Source organism: Sporosarcina sp. P7 (assembly GCF_002743425.1).
Taxonomy (GTDB): domain Bacteria; phylum Bacillota; class Bacilli; order Bacillales_A; family Planococcaceae; genus Sporosarcina.
Map to the genome: position 1 here is coordinate 329,293 of NZ_PDZF01000001.1, position 20,487 is coordinate 349,779.

The window sequence follows — 20,487 nt, forward strand, 5'->3', positions numbered from 1 at the left end:
CGGCAGCCTTTTTATGCACAGTTTTAAGTTAATTATTAGTAACGTGTTACTTGTCTACTTCTTCTCCAATATGCCAATAAACTTCGAGGCTGCTGGTGATAAAGATACCGCCTTTAAGTAGCATACGCCGATACTCCGCTTAGGTATGGCTTTCAGAAATTCTACTTCCTGTAGCATGCCACGTTCTAAGTATTCTTCCGAGAATTCTTTCACCACACACGCAATGCCCAAATTAATTTGAGCAAATTCTAGCAACAACTCATGCGACCCCAGTTCAAATTCAGGATCAATCTTTACACCTTCCTTCAACAGAAACTCCTCTACATACTGCCGCGAATTAGATTTCGACTCTAGTAATATCAAAGGCAACCTCGAAAGCTCATGCAAAGGTACAGGTTTCAAAAACAACTTTTTAAACCGTTCGCCATATACGAAGGTATCCTGCACATCGAAACAAACACGCTTCTCCAACGAATCATCTTCTATTGGAAAATTACAAACTGCAATATCCACTTCGCCAGATTTCAACGCGGCGATTAGCTCTAACGTAGTACCATTAATGATTTTGAATCGGATACCCGGAAAACTCGTATGAAAAGCTTCCAGATAAGGGAGCAGATAATAACGCGAGATCGTGTCCCCTACCCCTATTTTTAATTCGCCCAATGATAGATTCTTCAATTCCTGCAACTTTTCATTGCCTGCCTCGATTAAATTCAGTGCCGAATTGACATACTCGTAGAGCAAGGAGCCTTCATCGGTCAATGACACTCCTTTGGATGTACGATTGAATAGACGTGTATCCAATGCCCCTTCTAGCTGCGATATGATTTGACTGACAGCAGGTTGTGTCATAAATAAACTTCGGGCGGCTTTTGAGAAGCTTTCATTATGCACAACTGTACGGAAGACTTTATACCACTCCAAGTTGATCGACATATAAACACTCCTTATATCCCTTATTAAGTATATTAATTTTACTTATATCATGAATGGACGGTATAATACAAAGAAGAGAGATCAAATTGAGTTTCACTAAGGAGCGATTGTTTTGGGAAGAGTTGTTGGAACGGTTGTTAGAGGATTGCGTTGCCCAATTATTAATGAAGGTGACAATATTGATCAAATCGTAGTGGATAGTGTATTAGAAGCTTCTGAAAAAGAAAATATTACGTTTCAAGATAAAGATATCGTATCCATCACGGAATCGATCGTAGCGCGTGCACAAGGAAATTATGCAACAATCGATGATATCGCAAAAGATGTTGAAGCGAAATTCGGTAATGATACTATTGGCGTTATTTTCCCTATTCTTAGTCGTAACCGCTTTGGAAACTGCTTACGCGGTATTGCAAAAGGTGCGAAGAAAATCGTTTTGATGCTTAGCTACCCTTCCGATGAGGTGGGTAACCACTTAGTCGAGCTTGATCGCCTAGATGAAAAGGGAGTTAACCCTTGGACTGACGTATTGACTGAAGCTGAGTTCCGTGAACATTTTGGTGATAATAAACACCCATTCACAGGTGTTGACTATATTGAATACTATAAATCATTGATGGACGAGTTCGGTGTTGAACATGAAGTTATATTCTCCAATAACGCGCGAACGATTTTAGATTATACAAAAACTGTATTGACTTGCGATATTCACTCACGCTTCAGAACAAAGCGCATTTTGGAAGCAAACGGTGCCGAAAAGATTTACGGTTTGGATGATATCTTGAGAACTTCTATTGACGGCAGTGGCTACAATGAAGAGTTCGGATTACTTGGCGCAAACAAAGCGCAAGAGGACAGTATCAAATTGTTCCCTCATAGCTGTCAGCCTATAGTGGATAACATTCAGAACATGTTAAAAAAAGAAACAGGCAAGCATATTGAAGTGATGATTTACGGAGATGGCGCGTTTAAAGATCCAGTGGGTAAGATTTGGGAACTGGCTGATCCAGTTGTATCCCCTGCATACACAGACGGGCTTGACGGTATTCCAAATGAAGTGAAACTAAAATACTTAGCCGATAATGATTTCTCTGAATTACGCGGAGAAGAATTAAAGAATGCTGTGTCCGAATTCATCGAGAACAAAGATTCAAATTTAATGGGATCTATGGCGTCACAAGGAACAACTCCTCGTAAGCTAACGGATTTAATCGGATCCTTATCCGACCTGACTTCAGGTAGCGGAGACAAAGGTACACCTATTGTCTTTATTCAAGGCTATTTCGATAACTTCACAAACTAACAAATTACACCTGTGAGCATCCTCACAGGTGTTTCTTTATTTTATCGCCCATGTATTATAAACAGATTTTTCTATGCTACAATGGACGTAATTTACGTGAAGTTCATATGAAAAGACACTACTATCATGTAGTGTCTTTTCATACAGTTTAACATTTCATTCCACGATAGCACGTTGGCGCATCTGACTGAATAGCATGAATAAGCCAAGCGCGATTAGTACTACAACCATGAGAACCAAATACATTTGTTGGTAGCCGAGGATCGGTACAAGCAATCCGAGTACATACGGACCAAAGCCAAAACCCATGTCTAAGAAGATGAAGAACGTGGATGTAGCAACACCTAAGCGCTCAGGTTTAACGCCTTGCAACGCAATCGCTTGCGCACATGATTGAAAGTTTCCAAACCCGAGTCCAAGAACACCACCCGCAAGCAATAGCATCCAACCTGCATTTGTCTCGCTTAAGAATAACAAGCCGCCAGCAAATAATGATAATGAAGGATAGACGACAAACTTACTCCCCTTTACATCCAATAGTTTTCCCGTGTATGGTCTCGAGAGCAATACAGCAATGGCGTATACTAAAAAGAAGAAGCTGGCTGCACTGACTAAGTTGAGTTCCGCTGCATAGAACGAAATGAATGACAGCACACCAGAATAAGCAATAGCAGCTAACAAAGTCACGAACGCGATCGGTAATGCGCGCACTTCTACTAATCCGTTAACTCTAAATTTCTTTGTTGGTGTTTGTACATTCTTTTTAGGCATGACCATGGGGTTTTTCTTAACAAAAGAGAACATGGCTGCACAACTAACACTGAGTGCTAGACAAAACATAAAGAGTACGGTGAAATGATAGTGCTGACTTAGGAAAATACCGAAAAACGGCCCAACCGCTGTAGCCAGGACCGAGCTTAAACTGAAATACCCAATACCTTCACCTCGACGTGAAGGGGGTAGCATTTGAGCTACCATCGTGCCAGTGGCGGTCGAAGATATACCAAGTCCAACTCCATGAAAGAATCGGTTTACCATCAATAGTGGTAAGTTTTCTACACCAAGATAAAGGACGGATGCCAATACAGAGACTAACAAACCTATCAATAGAATCCTCCGGCTACCGACCTTTTCTATTAACCCACCTACTGCAAGGCGTGCACAAAGTGTCCCAATGATGAAAATACCTGACACGAGACCTGCAACACTAGTTGATACGCCATACTCCTTCACTGAATAAGGCCCAATGGTAACTATAAGTAAATACATTACTAGCATTAAGAAGAAGTTGATGATAGATATAACGATAAAGTCTTTTGTCCAAATGGCCCTATTTTCCATTTTACCACTCTCTCATTTATGAAGATTTTTATTCGCTCGTTTTTATATACGAATGCCCACTTCTAAATCTTCCTTCGTGGCATCTTCGAGTAAATTCTCATAAAACACTTCCAAGTCTACCATACTATTTGATATTGTTGTTCATCCTTGTTTTGCTAGACAACTTTAATGACACTCCGATTTTCAACTTTTCTACGTGCTGCAATTTCCGCTAACGTCATTTTACCCGAAATCATACATAAACTATATCGTTAATCGACATTCGAGTAGTACCACATCCTTAAACTGAACAATAGTAAAAGGCAAACCCCGATGTGAGGTTTGCCTTTTGACGTGTATATTATTGTGCAATGGCTTCCAATGAATGAACGACCATTTTTGCAGCATGTGCTCGCGTTGTGGGATGGTTTGGCATGAATTTGCTATTGTCCCCCGTTGCGATATTCATTTGATAAAGACCTGCTATTGCCCACTGTGTGTCTTTTGAGAACTTCTGAATATCTGTAAACGGTGCAGCCACTGTTGGAGTGAAAGGCTTTCCAGTTGCTACTTCATACGTTCGGCTAAGTACCAATGCTAACTGCGCACGCGTAATGGGCTTGTTTGGCATGAAGTGACCATTGACTCCATTTACTAAATCATGATCATAAGCCGCTTGAATATCCATCTTGGTGCTGTCCGCGTAGTCTGCTAAATCAGTAAATGCCCATTTTGTGCTTTTAGGTTTTAAATCTAGCGCACGGACAATGATTGAAATAGCTTGTGCACGAGTCAGTGATGCGTCCGGTCGGAAAGTGTGATCTGCATAGCCACTAACAATACCTTTCTGTGCTGCCATTTCGATTACTTTTTTAGCCCAATGATTTGTGATATCTGTAAACACCATGGTTGGCTCTTTATCTACTGTGTATTTAGTATTCAAGTGTTGTATGCTCCTCGTGCCGTTCTGATTAACGGCTTGAACAGAGAAGTGATACTCCTTATTCGGCTCAAGATCTGTAATTTCATAGGACAATACAGGAGACATCACTTCGCCTACCATTTTATCACCAGCAAAGACTTGATACGTCGAGACCATTCCCGTATCAATAACCGGTTTCCAGTTTAACTCTACTGTTGTCGCATTTTTGGCTGTGACAGTAAGCGCATCTTTGGCAAACCATGAATAGTTCTCCATCAATGATTTATGGAAAGCCTCCATCACTACTTTGTAGCCCGCTTGACTTAAATGAATATTTTTAGGATTAGGCAGGTACGTATAAGGATCCTCGGCAATTTTCTTTGATGTCTCTACAAACTGTGCTGTAGTGCCTGTCATGCCTTTTTTAATCGCGTCATTTAACGTTATGACGAGCTGATTCACTACGGGTTGATTTTGTGGACTCAAGTAAGGGAATGGATTGTAATAGCCCATCACATATACTTGTGCAGCCGGGTTCAGTTGATAAATTTTAGCCAAGATCTTTTGCGTATTCATCCCGACTTTCATTATAGCTGCCTGTAATTCCTCTGGGTTGAATTGCGGTGTGCCTTTGTCATCAAACGTAAACTTTGGCAACACATCATTTGCGCCAATTGTTAACGTAATGAGATCTGCTTCTTTCACCGATTGATGAAGGCTAGCTGTTTTATCAGAATGTCCGATCCCTACAATCGGCTTCGTGACATCCATCTCAAAATCCCTCAAGACATCGTCTGTTTTATAGCCTGGGTACGAAAACCCTTTATTGCTAGCTTGCAATACTTCACTTGTAGCCAGTTCCTCTGCTAAAAAGTCTGTATAGCCTTTACCTAGTTCGTTATTCGGTGTGACACCCGCCGCTAATGAATCCCCAAGCGCTAAATAATTAATAGGTGAAATCCACGTAGGTGCTTTTTCAGGATCTGCAGCAGACGCTTGTAACGGCAGGATAGCCATTTGCAAAACTAAGGCAAATGCCAACACAATATAGCTAAACGACTTTTTGGTCATTATACATACCACCTTCCCGTTTTCAGATTATTGTAATTTTAATAATAGTCGCTAGCTTGCCAGTTTGTCAAATCTCAGTCCGAACGTCCCACAGTTCTGGAAAAAAGCGATGATCAAGGACAGATTTTAGATAATGAACACCCGAAGAGCCGCCTGTACCTTTCTTAAAACCAATAATGCGCTCCACTGTTTTCATATGCCTAAAGCGCCATTGCTGATGGCTGTCTTCGATATCCACTAGCTTTTCTGCCAATTGATACAAATCCCAATATTGATCCACATTGCGATAGACTTCAAGCCATGCAGCCGCAACACTCGGATCTCCTTCGTAAGTAATTGAAAAATCACGTGTTAGCAAGTTCGTATTGATAGCAAAACCTGCACGTGCCAACGCTTGAATAGCTACATCGTAAATTCCTGGTGCTTGATACGCTTTCGCTAATTTCGCTGACAGCTCGGAATCCTTTTCATAGATTTTAATAATATGTGGTTGCTTATAACCTAAAGCAAACTCAATCAAACGATTTTGATAGGATTGGAACCCTGAGGCCTTACCTAAACTGTCCCGAAATTCCATGTACTCGGCAGGTGTCAACGTAGCTAGTACATCCCACGCCTGAATAATTTGAGTCTGAACTTTCGAGACGCGAGCAAGCATTTTGAACGCTTCCGGTAACTCATCTTGCTGAATTGATTCGATTGCTGATTCCAACTCGTGTAAAATCAGCTTCATCCACAATTCATTTACTTGATGAATCACGATGAAAAGCATTTCATCATGATGTCCTGACAAACGCTCTTGGCTCGATAGCACCTTATCTAAATGTAAATACTCACCGTACGTCATCGATTCACGAAAATCGGTGTGAATTCCCTTCTCCTTCATGGCTGCAACCTCCTGACGACTGCACGGACGGGACTTCCATCCGCATCTTCTAGTGCCAATGGCAATGCAACTAATTCATAATATCCTTCTTCCAATGAATGCAATACTAGATTCTCGATGATGATCACATCATTGCGATATAACGAATGGTGACCAGGTAGATCTTTACTAGTCTCTGAATCAACAGATGGCGTATCCACACCAATTAGACGTATACCCCGCTCTTTCAATAACGGTCCGACATCCTCTCCGATAACCGTGAAGTTCTCAGGAAACTTCGTTGGTGTTGGATGACTTCCGGTTTTCAATAATAAGCGTTCTGCACCGCCAAAATCAAACGGCTCCAAGTCTGCCTTTGTCACACAACTAACTCCTGTTACATCTACCAAACAAGCTTTGCCTATATACAAATCCACTGGCAACTCCAAAATTTTCAAGCCATCATCATCATAATGGAAAGGTGCATCCGTATGCGTGCCGATATGCGTACTCATCGTTAATTTGCCGATATTAACGGAACCGGATTGCTCTTTCGTTACGGTTACTTCATAGGTAAACGGTGTGTCGCCAGGCCACTCCGCAATACGCTGATTCAAAGGTTGTGTAATATCGATCCACTGATTCGTCATGCAACCACCCCGCGCTCATTCGGAAACTGTTTATATAGATCTTCTTGCATAATCTTTTTGAGGATTTGTACCGTTTGCCAAACGTCTTCGAATGAATTATACAATGCAACTGGTGCTAATCTAATACCATCAGGTGCACGGAAGTCTGGAACGACGCCTTGTGCTTTCAATGCTTGACAGATTCTTGCTGCTTCCTTGTGCTGTAGCAATAAGTGGCCTCCACGCGTATCATCTAGTGGATTCCCAATACCAAAAGAATACGCACCTAGTTCATCCTCTATACAACTCAACATAAAGCTTGTCAGTTTCAATGACTTTTCACGGATTCCCTCCATTCCAAGCTCCTCGAACATTTCGAGTGAACCGAGTAGCGGAGCCAGGCTCAATATATGCGGTGTGCCTATTTGGTATGCACCTGCATCTGTTGCAGGCGTCATTCTATGATTCATATCAAATTGCTTCATCTTATCGGAGCCGAACCATCCTGCAAGTCCTGCTTCTATACCAAAATGTCTTTCGTTGACGAATAAACCGCCAACGGATCCAGGTCCGCCATTCAAGTGTTTATATGTACACCAAAAAGCGAAATCTACGTCCCAATCGTGAAGTGCATGCGTTACAGATCCAACCGAATGCGATAAATCGAATCCAATTGGAATATCTCTTTCTCTTGCCGCTTGCGTAAGCATTTTCATATCTAGTACTTGACCACTACGATATAAAACGGATGGCAGTACAATCAATGCGACATCCTCCGTCATGGCATTAATAATTTGGTTTTCATCCAACGTCAGACCATCTTCACTTTTCACACGAATCAGATGCTCTTCCGGATCCAGGCCTTGTACACGAATCTGACTTTGTAACGCATAAATATCTGACGGAAAATTTAATTCATCCGCTAGTATTTTCATTCGTTTCTTCGAAGGTCGATAAAATGTAGAAATCATTTGATGTAGATTCGTCGTAGTGGAACCTGTCGCAATCACTTCGGATTTTTTACCTCCCACTAGCGGTGCCATTCTTCCACCTATTTGTTCTGCCATGTAAAACCACGGATGCGTTCCCTCCGTCCAGCCATCAATTGCAAGTGTCTTCCAAGCGTCTAACAGTTTGAATAACTTTTTCTCTGCACGCTTTGATAATAATCCAAGTGAATTACCATCCATATAGATTTTCTCTAACGGTAAATAAAATTCTTCTCTGTAAGATGCTAGTAAATCTTGCTGATCTAATGTTTTTGCGTACTCTAACGTATTGGAGTTCATATATATTCTCCTTTCTAACTGTACATAAATAATACCATAATGGCATTCGATGTCGTTTGAATAATGGCAAGAACTCCCGCAACATTCTATGCTAGACTTTATTGAAAAGGAGGCTTTCATCACTATGGAAACATTTACAGAACAGGCCGTGGCAATCATTCAAGCTATTCCTCCAGGTCGTGTGATGACCTATGGACAAGTGGCCGCAGAAGCAGGCAACCCTCGGGGCGCAAGACAAATCTCACGTATTTTACATTCGATGAGTGCTAAATATGAATTGCCTTGGCATCGCGTCATTAATGCACAAGGCGGGATCTCTACTCCGGAAAATGCACAAAGTAAAGGTGAAACGCAACGTGAACGATTGCTCGCGGAAGGTGTTCAATTCAACGAAAATGGTCGTGTCTCTCTCGATACGTATCGCTGGCACCCTGATTGAATGGAAGTATGTTAATGAGCGGTTAGGACATCGTTATGATCACTTAGGCAAGCTAATAGAGCGTTCACGGGAGTTAATAGAGCGCCCGTTAAGTATCATAGGGCGGTGGAAGATGAACTATGCTCGCGCAATCTAATTAATGAGCGCAAAGGCTGTTTTCCTTCAATTTCAACACAAAAAATCGCTTGGCATCTAATATGCCAAGCGTTATTTGTATTTATACTTGTAATAAACTCAAAAACTTCTTTGTACGCTCATGTTTTGGATAGTTGAAGATCTCAGCTGGCGCACCGCGTTCTACAATGACACCCTGATCAATAAAGATTACTTCATCGGCAACTTCCTTTGCGAACCTCATTTCATGCGTTACAACAGCCATCGTCATACCTTCATGCGCTAGATCCTTCATAACTCGAAGTACCTCGCCAACAAGTTCAGGATCCAGAGCGGATGTCGGTTCATCGAATAACATGACTTTCGGATCCATCGCAAGCGCTCGTGCAATCGCAACACGCTGTTGCTGACCACCCGAAAGTTGGAACGAATACTTGTCTTTATGTTCAGCCAACCCTACTTTATCAAGTAACAGTTCTGCCTTCTTCACAGCTTCCTTACGCGATAGTCCTTTGACTGTAGTAAGTCCTTCTGTTACATTACCTGTCGTTGTTAGATGTGGAAACAGATTATAGCTTTGAAATACCATTCCCGTCAATCGTCGGAATGCACTGATAGATTTTTTAGAGACCGCCGAATTAAAGTCTAACTTCTGCCCATCTATAGACAGCACCCCACCATTCGGTGTTTCAAGCACATTCAAACAACGTAACAACGTAGATTTACCAGAACCCGAAGGCCCGATTATCACGACCACTTTTCCCTGTTCGATTTCTAAATCTACATTTTTTATCACTTCTTGTGATCCGAAAGACTTTTTCAGTCCTTGTATAGAAATCATGATAATCCCCCCGTCTTACCGACAACACGATCCAGGCGTATTTCAATTCTTCCTTGAATAATCGACAAGATGAAACAAATCACCCAATATACAAGAGCTGCCATGACATAGACGAATAAAAACTCATAGTTCATGGAGGCAATTTCTTGCGCCCGCCTGAATGTCTCAGCTACTAAAATCGTAGCTGCGAGCGATGTATCTTTTACCAATCCAATAAAGGAATTCGAAAGCGGTGGCACAGACACTCTGGCGGCTTGTGGTAAAACAATCTTCCGCAATGCCTGCGAGTAATTCATTCCAATAGAATATGCTGCTTCCCACTGTCCTTTAGGAATGGACAGTATTGCTGCTCGAATGATTTCGGAGGCATAGGCACCAACATTCAGTGAAAATCCTATGATCGCGGACGGGAAAGGATCAATGGTAATACCGATTGTTGGCAAACCGTAGAATATAATAAATAATTGTACAAGCAAAGGCGTTCCACGGATGATTGATACATACACTCGCGCTATTGCCCGCAAGAATTTACTAGATGAAATTCTTGCCAAGGCAGTAAATATTGCAATGATCAATCCAATACTAAATGCGATGATTGCTAAGGGAATCGTATACTTAATAGCCCCTTCAATCAAAGGCCCGATGGATGTTGATGCGATTTCCTGGAATCTCTGTATCCGTTCGGGACTTAGCGCAATCGTATTAAGATACATCTTCGCCGAACCATTTTTCGGAAATCGTCTTCAATGTACCGTCTTCACGCATCGCATCCAACGCTTTGTTTATTTCCTCTATTAAGTCCTCATTGCCTTGTCTGAATAAAAAAGCGCTCTCCGATTGATTATCTTTGGAGATTTCTTCTTCCTCTACAATTTTAATAGGCGCATCAGGTTTTTGCTTCAAGTAATCGAGTGCAGAAAGTTTGTCATTGTACGTACCATCTACTCGTTTAGAAATGACTAAGTCGACGCCTTGGTTGAAACCGTCAATCTTTATAATTTCCGCACCATTAGCTTTCGCTAGTTCACCGTAGTTACTTGTCAATGTCTGCGCAGCTTTTTTTCCTTCCATTCCATCAAACGCAATATCAGCGTCTTCACGAACAACTAAAACAGAATTCGAGTGCGTATATGCTTGAGAGAATTCATACTTTGCTTTGCGCTCTTCATTAATACCGACTTGGTTGGCAATCATGTCAAACCTTTTTGCATCTAATCCCGCGAAAACAGCATCCCACTGTGTTTCAAAAAACTTTGCTTCCACCCCTAGACGTTTAGCCACTTCTTGTGTAACTTCTACATCATAGCCTGTGAGCTTTCCCGATTCATCATGAAAAGAGAAAGGTGCGTATGTTCCTTCCGTTCCTACATTGAGCACACCGGTTGCGAGTACATCTTCAAGCAGACCGTCTTGCTCTGTTGGTTTTTCAGCGGAGTCGTTAGGTTTACTATCTTCTTTGCCGCCACATGCTACCAAAAAAGCAGCCAATAAAACGATCATAAACGGTATAAGTACTTTTTTCATTTATAAAACCCCACTATTCTTATAAGTATTTGTTGTTTAGAATCATAAAAGATTGCGTAGACTCTGTCAACATCTAAATCTTGTAATGTATGTTATTACACTATACAGAATACATCATCAAAACTAAATACTTCTTTCTTAAAATAGTAAAATAATAATATGATCCCTTACACGTTTTAATTATCTAAAGAAAGGGCATACAATCGCTATACTACTAACTTAGGGGTTGGATCACATGGATCAAGGATATGAGAACACACGAAGGAAATTAAATAAAACATTGAAGCCATCATGGGTTTTCGCAATCGCACTCGGCTCGTCTGTTGGTTGGGGCGCGTTCATCTTACCAGGAGATTGGATTCAATCTTCCGGACCACTTGGCGCAGTCATTGGATTAGGAATTGGAGCACTCGTGATGATGATCATCGCCTCCAGCTATGGCGTAATGATCAAGAAGTTTCCGGTTTCTGGAGGCGGATTTACATATGCTTTTGTTGCGGCGGGTAAAATATGGGCGTTTATTTGCGGCTGGTTCTTGTCACTCGGATATATATCGATCGTCGCATTGAATGCTTCTGCACTCACTTTATTACTGAAGTTTTTAGCGCCTGGATTTATGAAACAAGGGTTTCTGTATAACGTTGCGGGGTGGGACGTCTACATACCCGAAATACTCATTGCCAGTTTACTGATTTTAGCATTTGCGTTTATTAACACGACAGGAACAAGTATTTCAGGCCGGATTCAATTTTATTTCAGCGTCTTACTCGTTGCTAGTGTCCTAGTACTTGGTATCTTCACATTCGCTGGGGCCGAACAACCACTTGCGAATATGCAACCTTTGTTTAAAGGTAACCAGTCCATTATTACTTCTATACTTGTAGTATTGGCGATTGCACCATGGGCATACGTTGGATTTGATAATGTGCCACAAGCCGCGGAAGAATTTAACTTCTCTCCCCGTAAAGCAACTATGCTAATTGTAGCTTCTCTTTTCACTTCATTCATAATCTATGCAATCATGATTGGCTTAACTAGCTGGACATACCCTGCATCAGCAAGTATCGGAAGCGGTGATTTATGGATAACAGGTGATGTGGTTCAATCCGCACTAGGGGTTGGAGGATTAGCTGTTATGGCAGTGGCGATTGTCATGGGAATCTTCACTGGTTTGAATGGATTCTTCATGTCTTCTAGTCGTCTATTATTCTCTATGGCGCGCGCACGTGCATTACCTAACTTCTTTCGTGGGATGACAGCTAACCAAACGCCTAAATGGGGGATTTGGTTCGTAGCATTCATTACATTGCCGACACCATGGTTTGGTCGTCAAGCATTGACATGGATCGTTGACATGTCTTCAACGGGCGTATCCGTAGCCTACTTCTTCACTTGTCTCGCAGCATTTAAAGTACTTGCTTTTGGCAAAGAAGAAATGGGACGCGAAATTGCACCATTAAAAAAGTTCTTGGCATTACTAGGTATGGTGGCGAGTGGGTCGTTCTTGGCATTATTACTTGTGCCAAACTCTCCAGCAACACTCACAACTCCTTCATACATACTGTTACTCGCTTGGACAATCGTTGGAGTAGTCTTCTATACGGCTATCCGCAAGCGTTATAACAGCCTAACGCAAGAAGAAACCGAGTATTACGTATTAGGTAAATCCATCGAATCAGAAGTGATGGATACAACGCCTACAAAACAAAATTCAGATCTGGCAATTCCACAAGCCACTCGTTCGTAGACATACTAGATAATAGGACCGCCACAAATCTACACTGCTTGTGGCGGTCCTTTCTTACGATTATATAGCAGGTGAAGGATGCACGTATCATTAGCTTCAGATCAACAGTGTTATTCCACCTACTCTTTCCTTTCCTCACGGTAAAAAGCAGGGAACTTAACGCTCACTGCTTTCGCTACGTACAGTCTTATAGAAGTCCAATCCACTGCCAGTATGTCGCACTAAATAACAAGATTAGTAAGTAACCGATAATAGTAAGGGGAACACCCGTCTTTAAGAAGTCCTTCACCGAGAAAGCACCGGTTCCATATGCCAACATATTCTGCGGAGCACTAACAGGCAACAAAAACCCGAAACTGATGACGAACTGCTGAATCAAAACAAATCCAACTTCATTGACATCAAGTGAAATAGTCGTTGCTAAAGCAATAAATATCGGAATCAGTGCAGATGATAAACTCGTTGCACTGGCAAATCCGAGGTGAATCAAGATATTAAATAGCGACAGTAAAGCAATCGTTGCGAGCAATGGCATAGTGTCTAAGCCCATTGCACCGAACACTTTATCAGACAGCCACTGTGCACCTGTTGTATCTAATAATAGTGTGCCCAGTGAGATACCTACAGCGAAGACGACGATCGTTCCCCACGGAATCATTTGTTGAACAGTTTTCCAGTCAAATACACCAATCTTTGGCGTCAGTAAAATCGCAATGGCAACTATGGTGACAGTCGTTGTATCAAATGGATGCAGTTTTTCTTCTGTTGCCCACAAGAATAGTAAAGCAACTGCAACGACAATCAAGCGGAGTTCGGAAGCTTTGATTTTGCCTAGTTCTTTTAATTGGCCTTGAATCAATTCCTTACCGCCTTCTACTACTTGCGTTTCGGGTTTAATAGTCAACTTCATGATGAAGTATAAAGCGATTGACATGAGAATAGACCATGGAGCAGCATACAAGAACCATGAACTCCACGCAACCGATACACCGAACTCCTTCTCAATAAAGCCAAGTGCGACCATATTCTGTGCAGCGCCCGTCTTAATACCGACGTTCCAGATTGAAACGGATTGAACAGCGGTGATGACGAGCAAAGCTCCCAATCGACTGTTTGTTGGTAACCCGAATGCAGCGACCATACCAAGCAAAATCGGTACGACCGCACCGGCACGCGCGGTTGCACTTGGTACGAAGAATGCTAAGACGATGGATACGACGATGGAACCAAAGATAATCGCTCCGGTCTTGACGCCTACTTTCGAAAGGATGTACAGCGCTAAGCGTTTATGCAAATTGGTTGTCTGCATAGCAGTTGCGAGGAACAACGCTGCCGCTACTAGTGCTACAGCGGGACTCGAGAATCCGGCCAACGCCATTCTTAAGGCATTTTGTGTTCCTAGCAGTTCCTCAGGGTTTTCCATATTTGGTGAGAGGCCGAGGAGCACTGCGGCTAACCCAAGAATCATGGCTGCGCTGACAGGGTACGGTACGGCTTCTGTTACCCATAGGATAACTGCGAATGCTAAGATAGCAAGTGCTCTTTGGCCGACTACAGGGAGATCTGCAGGGTTAGGGAGTAAAACGATGGTTAGGAGTGTAGCGAATGCTAAGAGTATCCACACTCCATTAAGATTGCGTTTTTGCTTCTCAGGTCGACGCGAATCTTCTTGTGTCGTTGTCACAGGTGTTCATTCCTTTCTAGATGTAGTTATTTTTTCATCATACCCAAAATGTTTTACAATTAACTGTATTCGCGAAATATGTTAGAGCGATATTGAACTACATTGTAATAAAGCGGCTTTAGGAAGCAGTTCACTTCTTAGACAATTAACTGCTTAGTAATTCTTTCGTTTTACATTCTTTAAAATGATTTTACTTTTCGGGATGCTCGGTATGTCGACGAGACTGTAGCTCAAATCCTGCTTTGGTACATCAAATGTCATACGGTTCGCAAAGTAATCCAAACTCACTTTCATCACTTCAATTGTCGCCCACTCTCCTGCGCAACGGTGGTTAAGGACGAACTCTCCCCCACCCTGTGGTATGAGATTATATGGGGTGATCGGCTCTTCCTTAAATCGCATCGGATTGAACACTTCGGGATTATTCCATATAGATGGATCATGGTTCGTTCCATAAAAGTCGAGCATCGTTAGCGTTCCTTTTTTAAATGCATAACCTTCCCACGTAAAGTCTTTTTTCACACGTGCAGCATTGAACGGGAAGAAGGGATAGAGTCTGCGTACTTCCTGAACGAAGTCTTGCAAATCTTTTTCATCGCCTGAAGCCAACCTCTTATGCTCTTGTGGGTGCTGAATGATTGCGTGTACTTCAAATGCAATATAGATAGAGATTGCCACAATCGGACGAATGATGTTCAATACTTCTACAGCAGCTATTCTTTCCTTCAGCAACTCATTATTTTCATCTCGGTGAAAGGCAAAGACTTTCATAGCTGTCCCTTCAAAAGGAATCAAATCACCTTTTCGAACGGATTTAATAAGACCACCAAGCCATGTCTCCAATACCTGCCGTGCTTTCTTCGCTTTCCACTGCTTATAGCCGAGCGTGACAGGTGATTCAAAGAGTTGAATAATTGCCTCCTTTTTCTCTTGTACTTCTTTTTCTTTTAACGGAACGCCTGCCCACTGACAGGCTAAGCGCAGAAGTAATTCCTGTGCCTCTTTATAGACATTCACTTCCTGTTGCTTTTCAAAGTCGCTTAGCTTCCGCTCCCATTGACCCCTCGCCATTTCTTTCAACTGATTGATTTTATCTGCAGACATGAGTGACATAAATGCTTCCTTACGATGCTGATGCGCGGCTCCGTCAAGTGATTGTACGCCGCCTTCACCTGTTAATGTTTCTTGGAAGCGCTTCGGCATAGCACCTTTTCGAATAAACTTCTCTGTATCATAAAAGAGCTCTGCAGCTTTTTCTCCTGACAGGCAAATAACTTTTTCACCAAGTACATGCGTTTCAAATATATTGGATTGCAACCCTTTTCTACGATTACGAAAAAATTGGTACCCTTCACGAATCATATTTGCCGTCTGGCTTTTCCCTTCTACTTTTGGTATTGTCCTGTTCTCTTGCATGAGCAGTCACTTCCTTTTCAAATACTTTCTATAGCTTTACCCTGTTCGGCTTGCATGTAATCGGTCTATTCCTCTATTGACATATCTTTCTGACGTGATAAAATTCAAAACGATAACTTTCTATGTATGTAATGAGTGATCTATTTTATAATGAATCAATATCATCCATATTTTCATTCGCAACAGCAAAGAGACAGAGCGGAGTACTCCTTCGTCCTTTAAGGGGATGACAGGAGTTTTTCTACATTTACAGGAGGTCATAAGCATGTTTCCAATTAAGGCGATTCATACGCCAACCGTTAAAGCGTCGGTCATACTAACAGTGCTAATTGTGGTAATGATTAGTAGCAGTATCGTAGTATTCGAATCCGTACCACATGTACCTATTTTATTTGCTATTCTTTTATTATTTGGCTATGGATTATGGAAGAAGATCTCTTACAGAGAGTTAGAACGTGGGTTGGTAGAAGGTGCGAGTTCCGGGATGAGCGCGGTGTTCTTGTTTTTCTTCATCGGGGTTCTTGTGAGTAGCTGGATGATGGGCGGGACGATTCCTACCTTGATCTATGCGGGACTCCAAATCATTACTCCCACTTTTTTCTATGCCATCGTGTTCATCGTCACAGCCATTATCGGCTTATCTGTCGGTAGTTCATTGACAACCGTTGCCACAATTGGCGTGGCGTTTATCAGTATGGCACATATTTTGGAACTTTCTTTGCCAATTGCAGCAGGTGCAATTGTCTCGGGGGCATTCTTTGGTGATAAGATGTCACCATTGTCTGATACGACCAACTTGGCCTCTTCAATTGTTGGTGTAGACCTATTCGAACATATCCGAAATATGGGATGGACAACATTTCCCGCATTCTTTATTTCACTTATCTTATTTGGTGTATTATCACCAAACGTGACATCTAGTGATTTTACGACAATCGAGAAATACAGTGATGCACTCATGGGTACGAACTTGATACATTGGTATACGCTGATCCCTGTTGTAGTGCTATTCATTTTGACATTCGTTAAGGTACCGGCTATTCTCACACTGGCTGTCAGTGCATTGTCTGCCATTGTCATTGCATATATTCATACCTTTTATGGAGTTTCCGAAGTATTGAGTATTTTATTTAGTGGTTATGAGGGGTCTACAGGTGTCGCTGTCGTCGATGAATTGCTGTCTCGCAGCGATGGAATGGAAGGCATGATGTTCACGATCTCACTTGTTTTGCTCGCACTTAGTATGGGCGGTATGCTGTTCACATTAGGTATTGTGCAATGCTTACTTGCAAAAATTGAAAGTGTGTTACGTAAAGTGTCATCAGTTATTTTGACGTCTGCACTTACCGCCATTGGCATTAACGTATTAATTGGCGAACAATATTTGTCTATCTTATTGACAGGCCAGGCCTTCCAATCCAGCTACGAAAAGGTCGGACTGGCAAATAAAAATTTGAGCCGTGTAATGGAAGATGCCGGAACCGTCATTAATCCTCTTGTTCCGTGGAGTGTAGCAGGAATTTTCATCACTACTGTGCTGGATGTTCCCACGATCGCTTATTTACCCTTTGCGTTTTTCTGTTTATTAAGCCCGATTTTGACTGTACTATTTGGTTATTTAGGGAAGACGCTGACACGCATTTAATTTTAGTTACGACAGGATCATATCATCTTGTTGCTGATCAAGCCGCCGGATTTCTTCTTCTAAAGCTGCACGTTTTCTTGCAAGTCGGTCCTGTATACGACGGACATCTTGCATGACTGCGTGTAGCTTCTTTTTGCCGTCTGTAATACGTGTATGGACCATCCAGTCAGAAAATATATTGTCGAAAAACACGTCAGTGAATTTAAAGATATCATTTTTATTTACTTGGTAGGAATCTGTCGCGGCATCCTGTACATCCATCAATTCCGTCTCGTAATGCCGTAGCGCCCGTTGTGCTTGATGGACATAATCATCCGAACTATTGATTTCGGAGTACTTTAATGCGGAAACGAAAATCCCTCCCCCTAAAAATGTATCCCACATCGATATCCCTTCGGCTGAATCTAGTTTTTTCAGTGCATCCACCAAAGCTCGTTCCGCCTTTTCCCCCGCTTCAAACGCTTCACCTATTTCACGTAACATAGAATAGACACGTACACGATCATCCGAAATCTTCTGGAGCGTCCGATTGGCAACAGAATCATTCATGCGAATCCATGATTCTTTTTTCTCCAAAAAATCTTCCCAATCCTCTTCAACATGCATGAAATCTGGTTTCTCCAGTTCATTACGTAAGTCTTCCAATTCTACAGTCAGATCTAGTACGTTTTTTTCTGCCTCATTATATTTCAATTCTACTTCTGCCGCTTCTTCTATCTCCTTTTTCATCTTCTCGTCCCATCTACCCGTCCATTCACTAATTTTGTTTGCAAATGAAAACTTACCAAGCTTCACAACGTCCTGCTGTTCTTTCGTTAACTGACGGTGAAGTTGATCACGTTTTTGCTTCGTAGTGAGTAGTTTTTCGTTCGTCTGCTCTAAACGTTTCATCAAACGACGCTGATTCACTCGTTTTTCCTGTAGAATATTTTGTTGTTTTTGAATATCTTGCCGCATGATGACCACTCCTTTCCTACTGTACGAAGAAGTATTAAGGAAGGATTCAAAATTTTCATGCATACTATTTTATGTTTAGTCCATATTAATGCTAAACGCATGAAATGACGTGAACATAATGGAATTCGATTCAATTTGGAAAGCGGTACTCATTATTGTGGCAGGCATTGTTCTTTTACATATTTCTGGCCGCAAGTCCATTTCACAAATGACAGTCGGTCAAACCGTGTTGATGATTGCGGTCGGCACATTATTGATTCAGCCTGTAGCAAACAAAAATTTATGGCAAACCTTGTTCCTATCCTTTATTTTAGTGCTGACACTTTTTATATTTGAACTACTCGCGCTGAAGTGGAATTTCTTTGAAGGGATTTTACGTGGAAGATCTAAAGTAGTGATTGAAAATGGCATCCTCAAAATATCTACTATGAAAAAACTCCGCTTAACCGTGGATGAATTGGAAATGCATTTGCGGCAAAGTGGGATTGAAAGAATTGACGATGTAAAATGGGCGACTATTGAAATGAGTGGACAGCTTGGTTATGTCTTGATTGATCGCAAGCAATATGCGACTAAGGAAGACATAGCAAGACTTCAGCTGACATTGGAAGATATGAGCAAACAACTGGACCTTACTGTTCCTTCCACATTTACGACTACGCCTAACATCGAGAATTCCAACCTCTTCACGGAAATAGAAAACCCTACTTCTGTTTCTAAACCGCTTGAATAAAAGTTTAACTTGCGAGGGAAAGGGGGAAGTTACTAATAACAACTCCAAAATCGAAAGGAAGAAGTATATATGATAAGAGTAATAAAAAAGTTAGTAAAATGGGGAATGGTGTTATATCCTGTCGTCAAAACCGTAATGAATCAAAAGAATAAAAAAGGAGCTTATTCAAGCGCCAAAGGGCGTAGGTAAAGCATAAACAAGACCAATGTCATATCATCATCTGACATTGGTCTTGATTTACTATAATGAAAAAGTAAAACTTACTTTGAAAATTAGAATTGTTTTTTTCTGTAAAAAGAGTATACTAAGTATGAGGATTTTTTTCTGACCTCTTTTTTCCTCAAATTGTTTGATCCCAAACAAAAAGCTCCGGGTACATTCATTACCTATGGAGGAGAATTTAACACATGCATTGGTACAACAAATTGAAAGAGTATTTTCCAATCGAAGAGATGAAGTCACAGGAACATATGGAGACATTACTGAATGATAAGGGGAATGTCTACCATAAGGAAGAAGGACCAAAACACGTATTGATGTACGTGGAAACGGAGGACTTCGTTTTCGTAGACTATCTTTTCGTATCTTCAGTAGCACGTGGTGAAGGATTAGGAAAAAAACTACTGGATTCGTTGAAAACCAAGAAAAAACCGATCTTACTGGAAGTTGAACCAGTAGACGAGTCCGAACCAGATACTGCGAAGCGACTGAAGTTCTATGCACGTGAAAAATTCACGCACGCACAGAAAATCGGCTATAACCGTCGTTCATTAGCTACTGGAGAACAAACCATCCTCGAAATTCTATACTGGGCACCCCCGCAATCATCACAAGCGGATGAACAAGATGTATTCAACGCGATGAAAACAACCTACGAAGAAATTCACACCTACAAAGACCAAGATTTCTATGGAGATTCATACGATTCCACTGACAAAGTTCTGCAATTTCAAACGAAACCAAAAAAGAATATTTTAGAACCCTTCACAACAGTGAGCGTGTGATGAAAATCCGGTCTTTCATAGACCGGATTTTTTGTATCTTGATAC

General features: G+C 41.6%; 18 protein-coding genes. 6 read left to right on the forward strand and 12 right to left on the reverse strand.

Translation table 11 applies throughout. The features are described 5' to 3' along the window. Window positions 1-54 precede the first annotated feature (54 nt). Window positions 55-939, reverse strand: a complete 885-nt coding sequence (locus CSV60_RS01775; RefSeq protein WP_099630470.1) for a LysR family transcriptional regulator — start codon at window positions 937-939, stop codon at window positions 55-57. Between the two features lie 112 nt (window positions 940-1,051). On the opposite strand from CSV60_RS01775, the gene CSV60_RS01780 reads away from it, so the two are divergent. Then, window positions 1,052-2,242 (forward strand): coenzyme F420-0:L-glutamate ligase, encoded by a 1,191-nt coding sequence (locus tag CSV60_RS01780; protein ID WP_099630469.1) that lies wholly within the window; start codon window positions 1,052-1,054, stop codon window positions 2,240-2,242. Window positions 2,243-2,398: 156 nt separating this feature from the next. Here the strand turns inward: CSV60_RS01780 and CSV60_RS01785 are convergent, their stop codons facing one another. The 5 genes from CSV60_RS01785 to kynU all read right to left on the reverse strand — a co-directional run bounded on the left by CSV60_RS01785 (window position 2,399) and on the right by kynU (window position 8,338). Beyond that, a complete protein-coding gene (locus CSV60_RS01785; protein ID WP_099635814.1) occupies window positions 2,399-3,583 on the reverse strand; it encodes an MFS transporter in 1,185 nt (394 codons plus the stop codon). A 340-nt stretch (window positions 3,584-3,923) separates the two neighbouring features. Next, window positions 3,924-5,555 carry an S-layer homology domain-containing protein gene (locus CSV60_RS01790; protein WP_099635815.1) on the reverse strand — a complete coding sequence of 544 codons (1,632 nt, stop codon included), beginning with the start codon at window positions 5,553-5,555 and terminating at the stop codon, window positions 3,924-3,926. A 67-nt stretch (window positions 5,556-5,622) separates the two neighbouring features. Continuing rightward, a complete protein-coding gene (gene kynA, locus CSV60_RS01795; protein ID WP_099630466.1) occupies window positions 5,623-6,441 on the reverse strand; it encodes a tryptophan 2,3-dioxygenase in 819 nt (272 codons plus the stop codon). Next, window positions 6,438-7,070 (reverse strand): arylformamidase, encoded by a 633-nt coding sequence (gene kynB, locus CSV60_RS01800; RefSeq protein WP_099635816.1) that lies wholly within the window; start codon window positions 7,068-7,070, stop codon window positions 6,438-6,440. Before kynB ends, kynA begins: the two co-directional genes overlap by 4 nt. After that, the gene (kynU, locus tag CSV60_RS01805) at window positions 7,067-8,338 is read right to left on the reverse strand and encodes a kynureninase (protein ID WP_099635817.1); all 1,272 of its coding nucleotides are present in this window, start codon (window positions 8,336-8,338) and stop codon (window positions 7,067-7,069) included. Before kynU ends, kynB begins: the two co-directional genes overlap by 4 nt. Window positions 8,339-8,462: 124 nt before the next feature. Here kynU and CSV60_RS01810 point away from each other — a divergent pair, with 124 nt between their 5' ends. Continuing rightward, a complete protein-coding gene (locus CSV60_RS01810; protein WP_099630463.1) occupies window positions 8,463-8,777 on the forward strand; it encodes an MGMT family protein in 315 nt (104 codons plus the stop codon). 217 nt (window positions 8,778-8,994) lie between these two features. On the opposite strand, the gene CSV60_RS01815 is transcribed toward CSV60_RS01810, so the two are convergent. Genes CSV60_RS01815 through CSV60_RS01825 form a run of 3 tightly spaced genes read right to left on the reverse strand, consistent with a single transcriptional unit; the run spans window position 8,995 to window position 11,256 of the window. Continuing rightward, window positions 8,995-9,732: an amino acid ABC transporter ATP-binding protein gene (locus tag CSV60_RS01815; protein WP_099630462.1), complete on the reverse strand. Its 738-nt coding sequence runs from the start codon at window positions 9,730-9,732 to the stop codon at window positions 8,995-8,997. Then, complete coding sequence (locus CSV60_RS01820) at window positions 9,729-10,445, reverse strand: amino acid ABC transporter permease (protein WP_099630461.1); 717 nt, start codon at window positions 10,443-10,445, stop codon at window positions 9,729-9,731. Before CSV60_RS01820 ends, CSV60_RS01815 begins: the two co-directional genes overlap by 4 nt. Beyond that, window positions 10,435-11,256, reverse strand: a complete 822-nt coding sequence (locus CSV60_RS01825; protein WP_099635818.1) for an amino acid ABC transporter substrate-binding protein — start codon at window positions 11,254-11,256, stop codon at window positions 10,435-10,437. Before CSV60_RS01825 ends, CSV60_RS01820 begins: the two co-directional genes overlap by 11 nt. 235 nt (window positions 11,257-11,491) lie before the next feature. Here CSV60_RS01825 and CSV60_RS01830 point away from each other — a divergent pair, with 235 nt between their 5' ends. Then, complete coding sequence (locus tag CSV60_RS01830; RefSeq protein WP_099630459.1) at window positions 11,492-13,003, forward strand: APC family permease; 1,512 nt, start codon at window positions 11,492-11,494, stop codon at window positions 13,001-13,003. A gap of 187 nt (window positions 13,004-13,190) precedes the next feature. Here CSV60_RS01830 and CSV60_RS01835 read toward each other — a convergent pair whose 3' ends face one another. Both CSV60_RS01835 and CSV60_RS01840 read right to left on the reverse strand, forming a co-directional pair. Further along, window positions 13,191-14,687, reverse strand: coding sequence for a DASS family sodium-coupled anion symporter (locus tag CSV60_RS01835; protein WP_199175225.1), 1,497 nt, complete (start codon window positions 14,685-14,687; stop codon window positions 13,191-13,193). Window positions 14,688-14,840: 153 nt separating this feature from the next. Beyond that, on the reverse strand, window positions 14,841-16,103 hold the full coding sequence (locus tag CSV60_RS01840) for a cytochrome P450 (RefSeq protein WP_099635819.1): 1,263 nt from the start codon (window positions 16,101-16,103) through the stop codon (window positions 14,841-14,843). Between the two features lie 265 nt (window positions 16,104-16,368). Between CSV60_RS01840 and nhaC the strand changes: the two genes are divergently transcribed. Further along, complete coding sequence (nhaC, locus tag CSV60_RS01845) at window positions 16,369-17,748, forward strand: Na+/H+ antiporter NhaC (RefSeq protein WP_233189504.1); 1,380 nt, start codon at window positions 16,369-16,371, stop codon at window positions 17,746-17,748. Between the two features lie 6 nt (window positions 17,749-17,754). Here the strand turns inward: nhaC and CSV60_RS01850 are convergent, their stop codons facing one another. Continuing rightward, entirely contained in the window at window positions 17,755-18,705 is a 951-nt protein-coding gene (locus tag CSV60_RS01850) for a hypothetical protein (RefSeq protein ID WP_099635821.1), read from the reverse strand. 118 nt (window positions 18,706-18,823) lie between these two features. Between CSV60_RS01850 and CSV60_RS01855 the strand changes: the two genes are divergently transcribed. Further along, window positions 18,824-19,438, forward strand: coding sequence for a DUF421 domain-containing protein (locus CSV60_RS01855; protein WP_233189505.1), 615 nt, complete (start codon window positions 18,824-18,826; stop codon window positions 19,436-19,438). A 407-nt stretch (window positions 19,439-19,845) separates the two neighbouring features. Beyond that, the gene (locus CSV60_RS01860) at window positions 19,846-20,442 is read left to right on the forward strand and encodes an N-acetyltransferase (protein WP_099630453.1); all 597 of its coding nucleotides are present in this window, start codon (window positions 19,846-19,848) and stop codon (window positions 20,440-20,442) included. Window positions 20,443-20,487 lie beyond the last annotated feature (45 nt).

What these genes read in the sequence shown, in the direction of transcription:
- CSV60_RS01775 (WP_099630470.1), bottom strand. Translation starts at nt 939, where the DNA reads ATGTCGATCAACTTGGAGTGGTATAAAGTCTTCCGTACAGTTGTGCAT.
- CSV60_RS01785 (WP_099635814.1), bottom strand. Translation starts at nt 3,583, where the DNA reads ATGGAAAATAGGGCCATTTGGACAAAAGACTTTATCGTTATATCTATC.
- CSV60_RS01790 (WP_099635815.1), bottom strand. Translation starts at nt 5,555, where the DNA reads ATGACCAAAAAGTCGTTTAGCTATATTGTGTTGGCATTTGCCTTAGTT.
- kynA (WP_099630466.1), bottom strand. Translation starts at nt 6,441, where the DNA reads ATGAAGGAGAAGGGAATTCACACCGATTTTCGTGAATCGATGACGTAC.
- kynB (WP_099635816.1), bottom strand. Translation starts at nt 7,070, where the DNA reads ATGACGAATCAGTGGATCGATATTACACAACCTTTGAATCAGCGTATT.
- kynU (WP_099635817.1), bottom strand. Translation starts at nt 8,338, where the DNA reads ATGAACTCCAATACGTTAGAGTACGCAAAAACATTAGATCAGCAAGAT.
- CSV60_RS01810 (WP_099630463.1), top strand. Translation starts at nt 8,463, where the DNA reads ATGGAAACATTTACAGAACAGGCCGTGGCAATCATTCAAGCTATTCCT.
- CSV60_RS01815 (WP_099630462.1), bottom strand. Translation starts at nt 9,732, where the DNA reads ATGATTTCTATACAAGGACTGAAAAAGTCTTTCGGATCACAAGAAGTG.
- CSV60_RS01820 (WP_099630461.1), bottom strand. Translation starts at nt 10,445, where the DNA reads ATGTATCTTAATACGATTGCGCTAAGTCCCGAACGGATACAGAGATTC.
- CSV60_RS01825 (WP_099635818.1), bottom strand. Translation starts at nt 11,256, where the DNA reads ATGAAAAAAGTACTTATACCGTTTATGATCGTTTTATTGGCTGCTTTT.
- CSV60_RS01830 (WP_099630459.1), top strand. Translation starts at nt 11,492, where the DNA reads ATGGATCAAGGATATGAGAACACACGAAGGAAATTAAATAAAACATTG.
- CSV60_RS01840 (WP_099635819.1), bottom strand. Translation starts at nt 16,103, where the DNA reads ATGCAAGAGAACAGGACAATACCAAAAGTAGAAGGGAAAAGCCAGACG.
- nhaC (WP_233189504.1), top strand. Translation starts at nt 16,369, where the DNA reads ATGTTTCCAATTAAGGCGATTCATACGCCAACCGTTAAAGCGTCGGTC.
- CSV60_RS01850 (WP_099635821.1), bottom strand. Translation starts at nt 18,705, where the DNA reads ATGCGGCAAGATATTCAAAAACAACAAAATATTCTACAGGAAAAACGA.
- CSV60_RS01855 (WP_233189505.1), top strand. Translation starts at nt 18,824, where the DNA reads ATGGAATTCGATTCAATTTGGAAAGCGGTACTCATTATTGTGGCAGGC.
- CSV60_RS01860 (WP_099630453.1), top strand. Translation starts at nt 19,846, where the DNA reads ATGCATTGGTACAACAAATTGAAAGAGTATTTTCCAATCGAAGAGATG.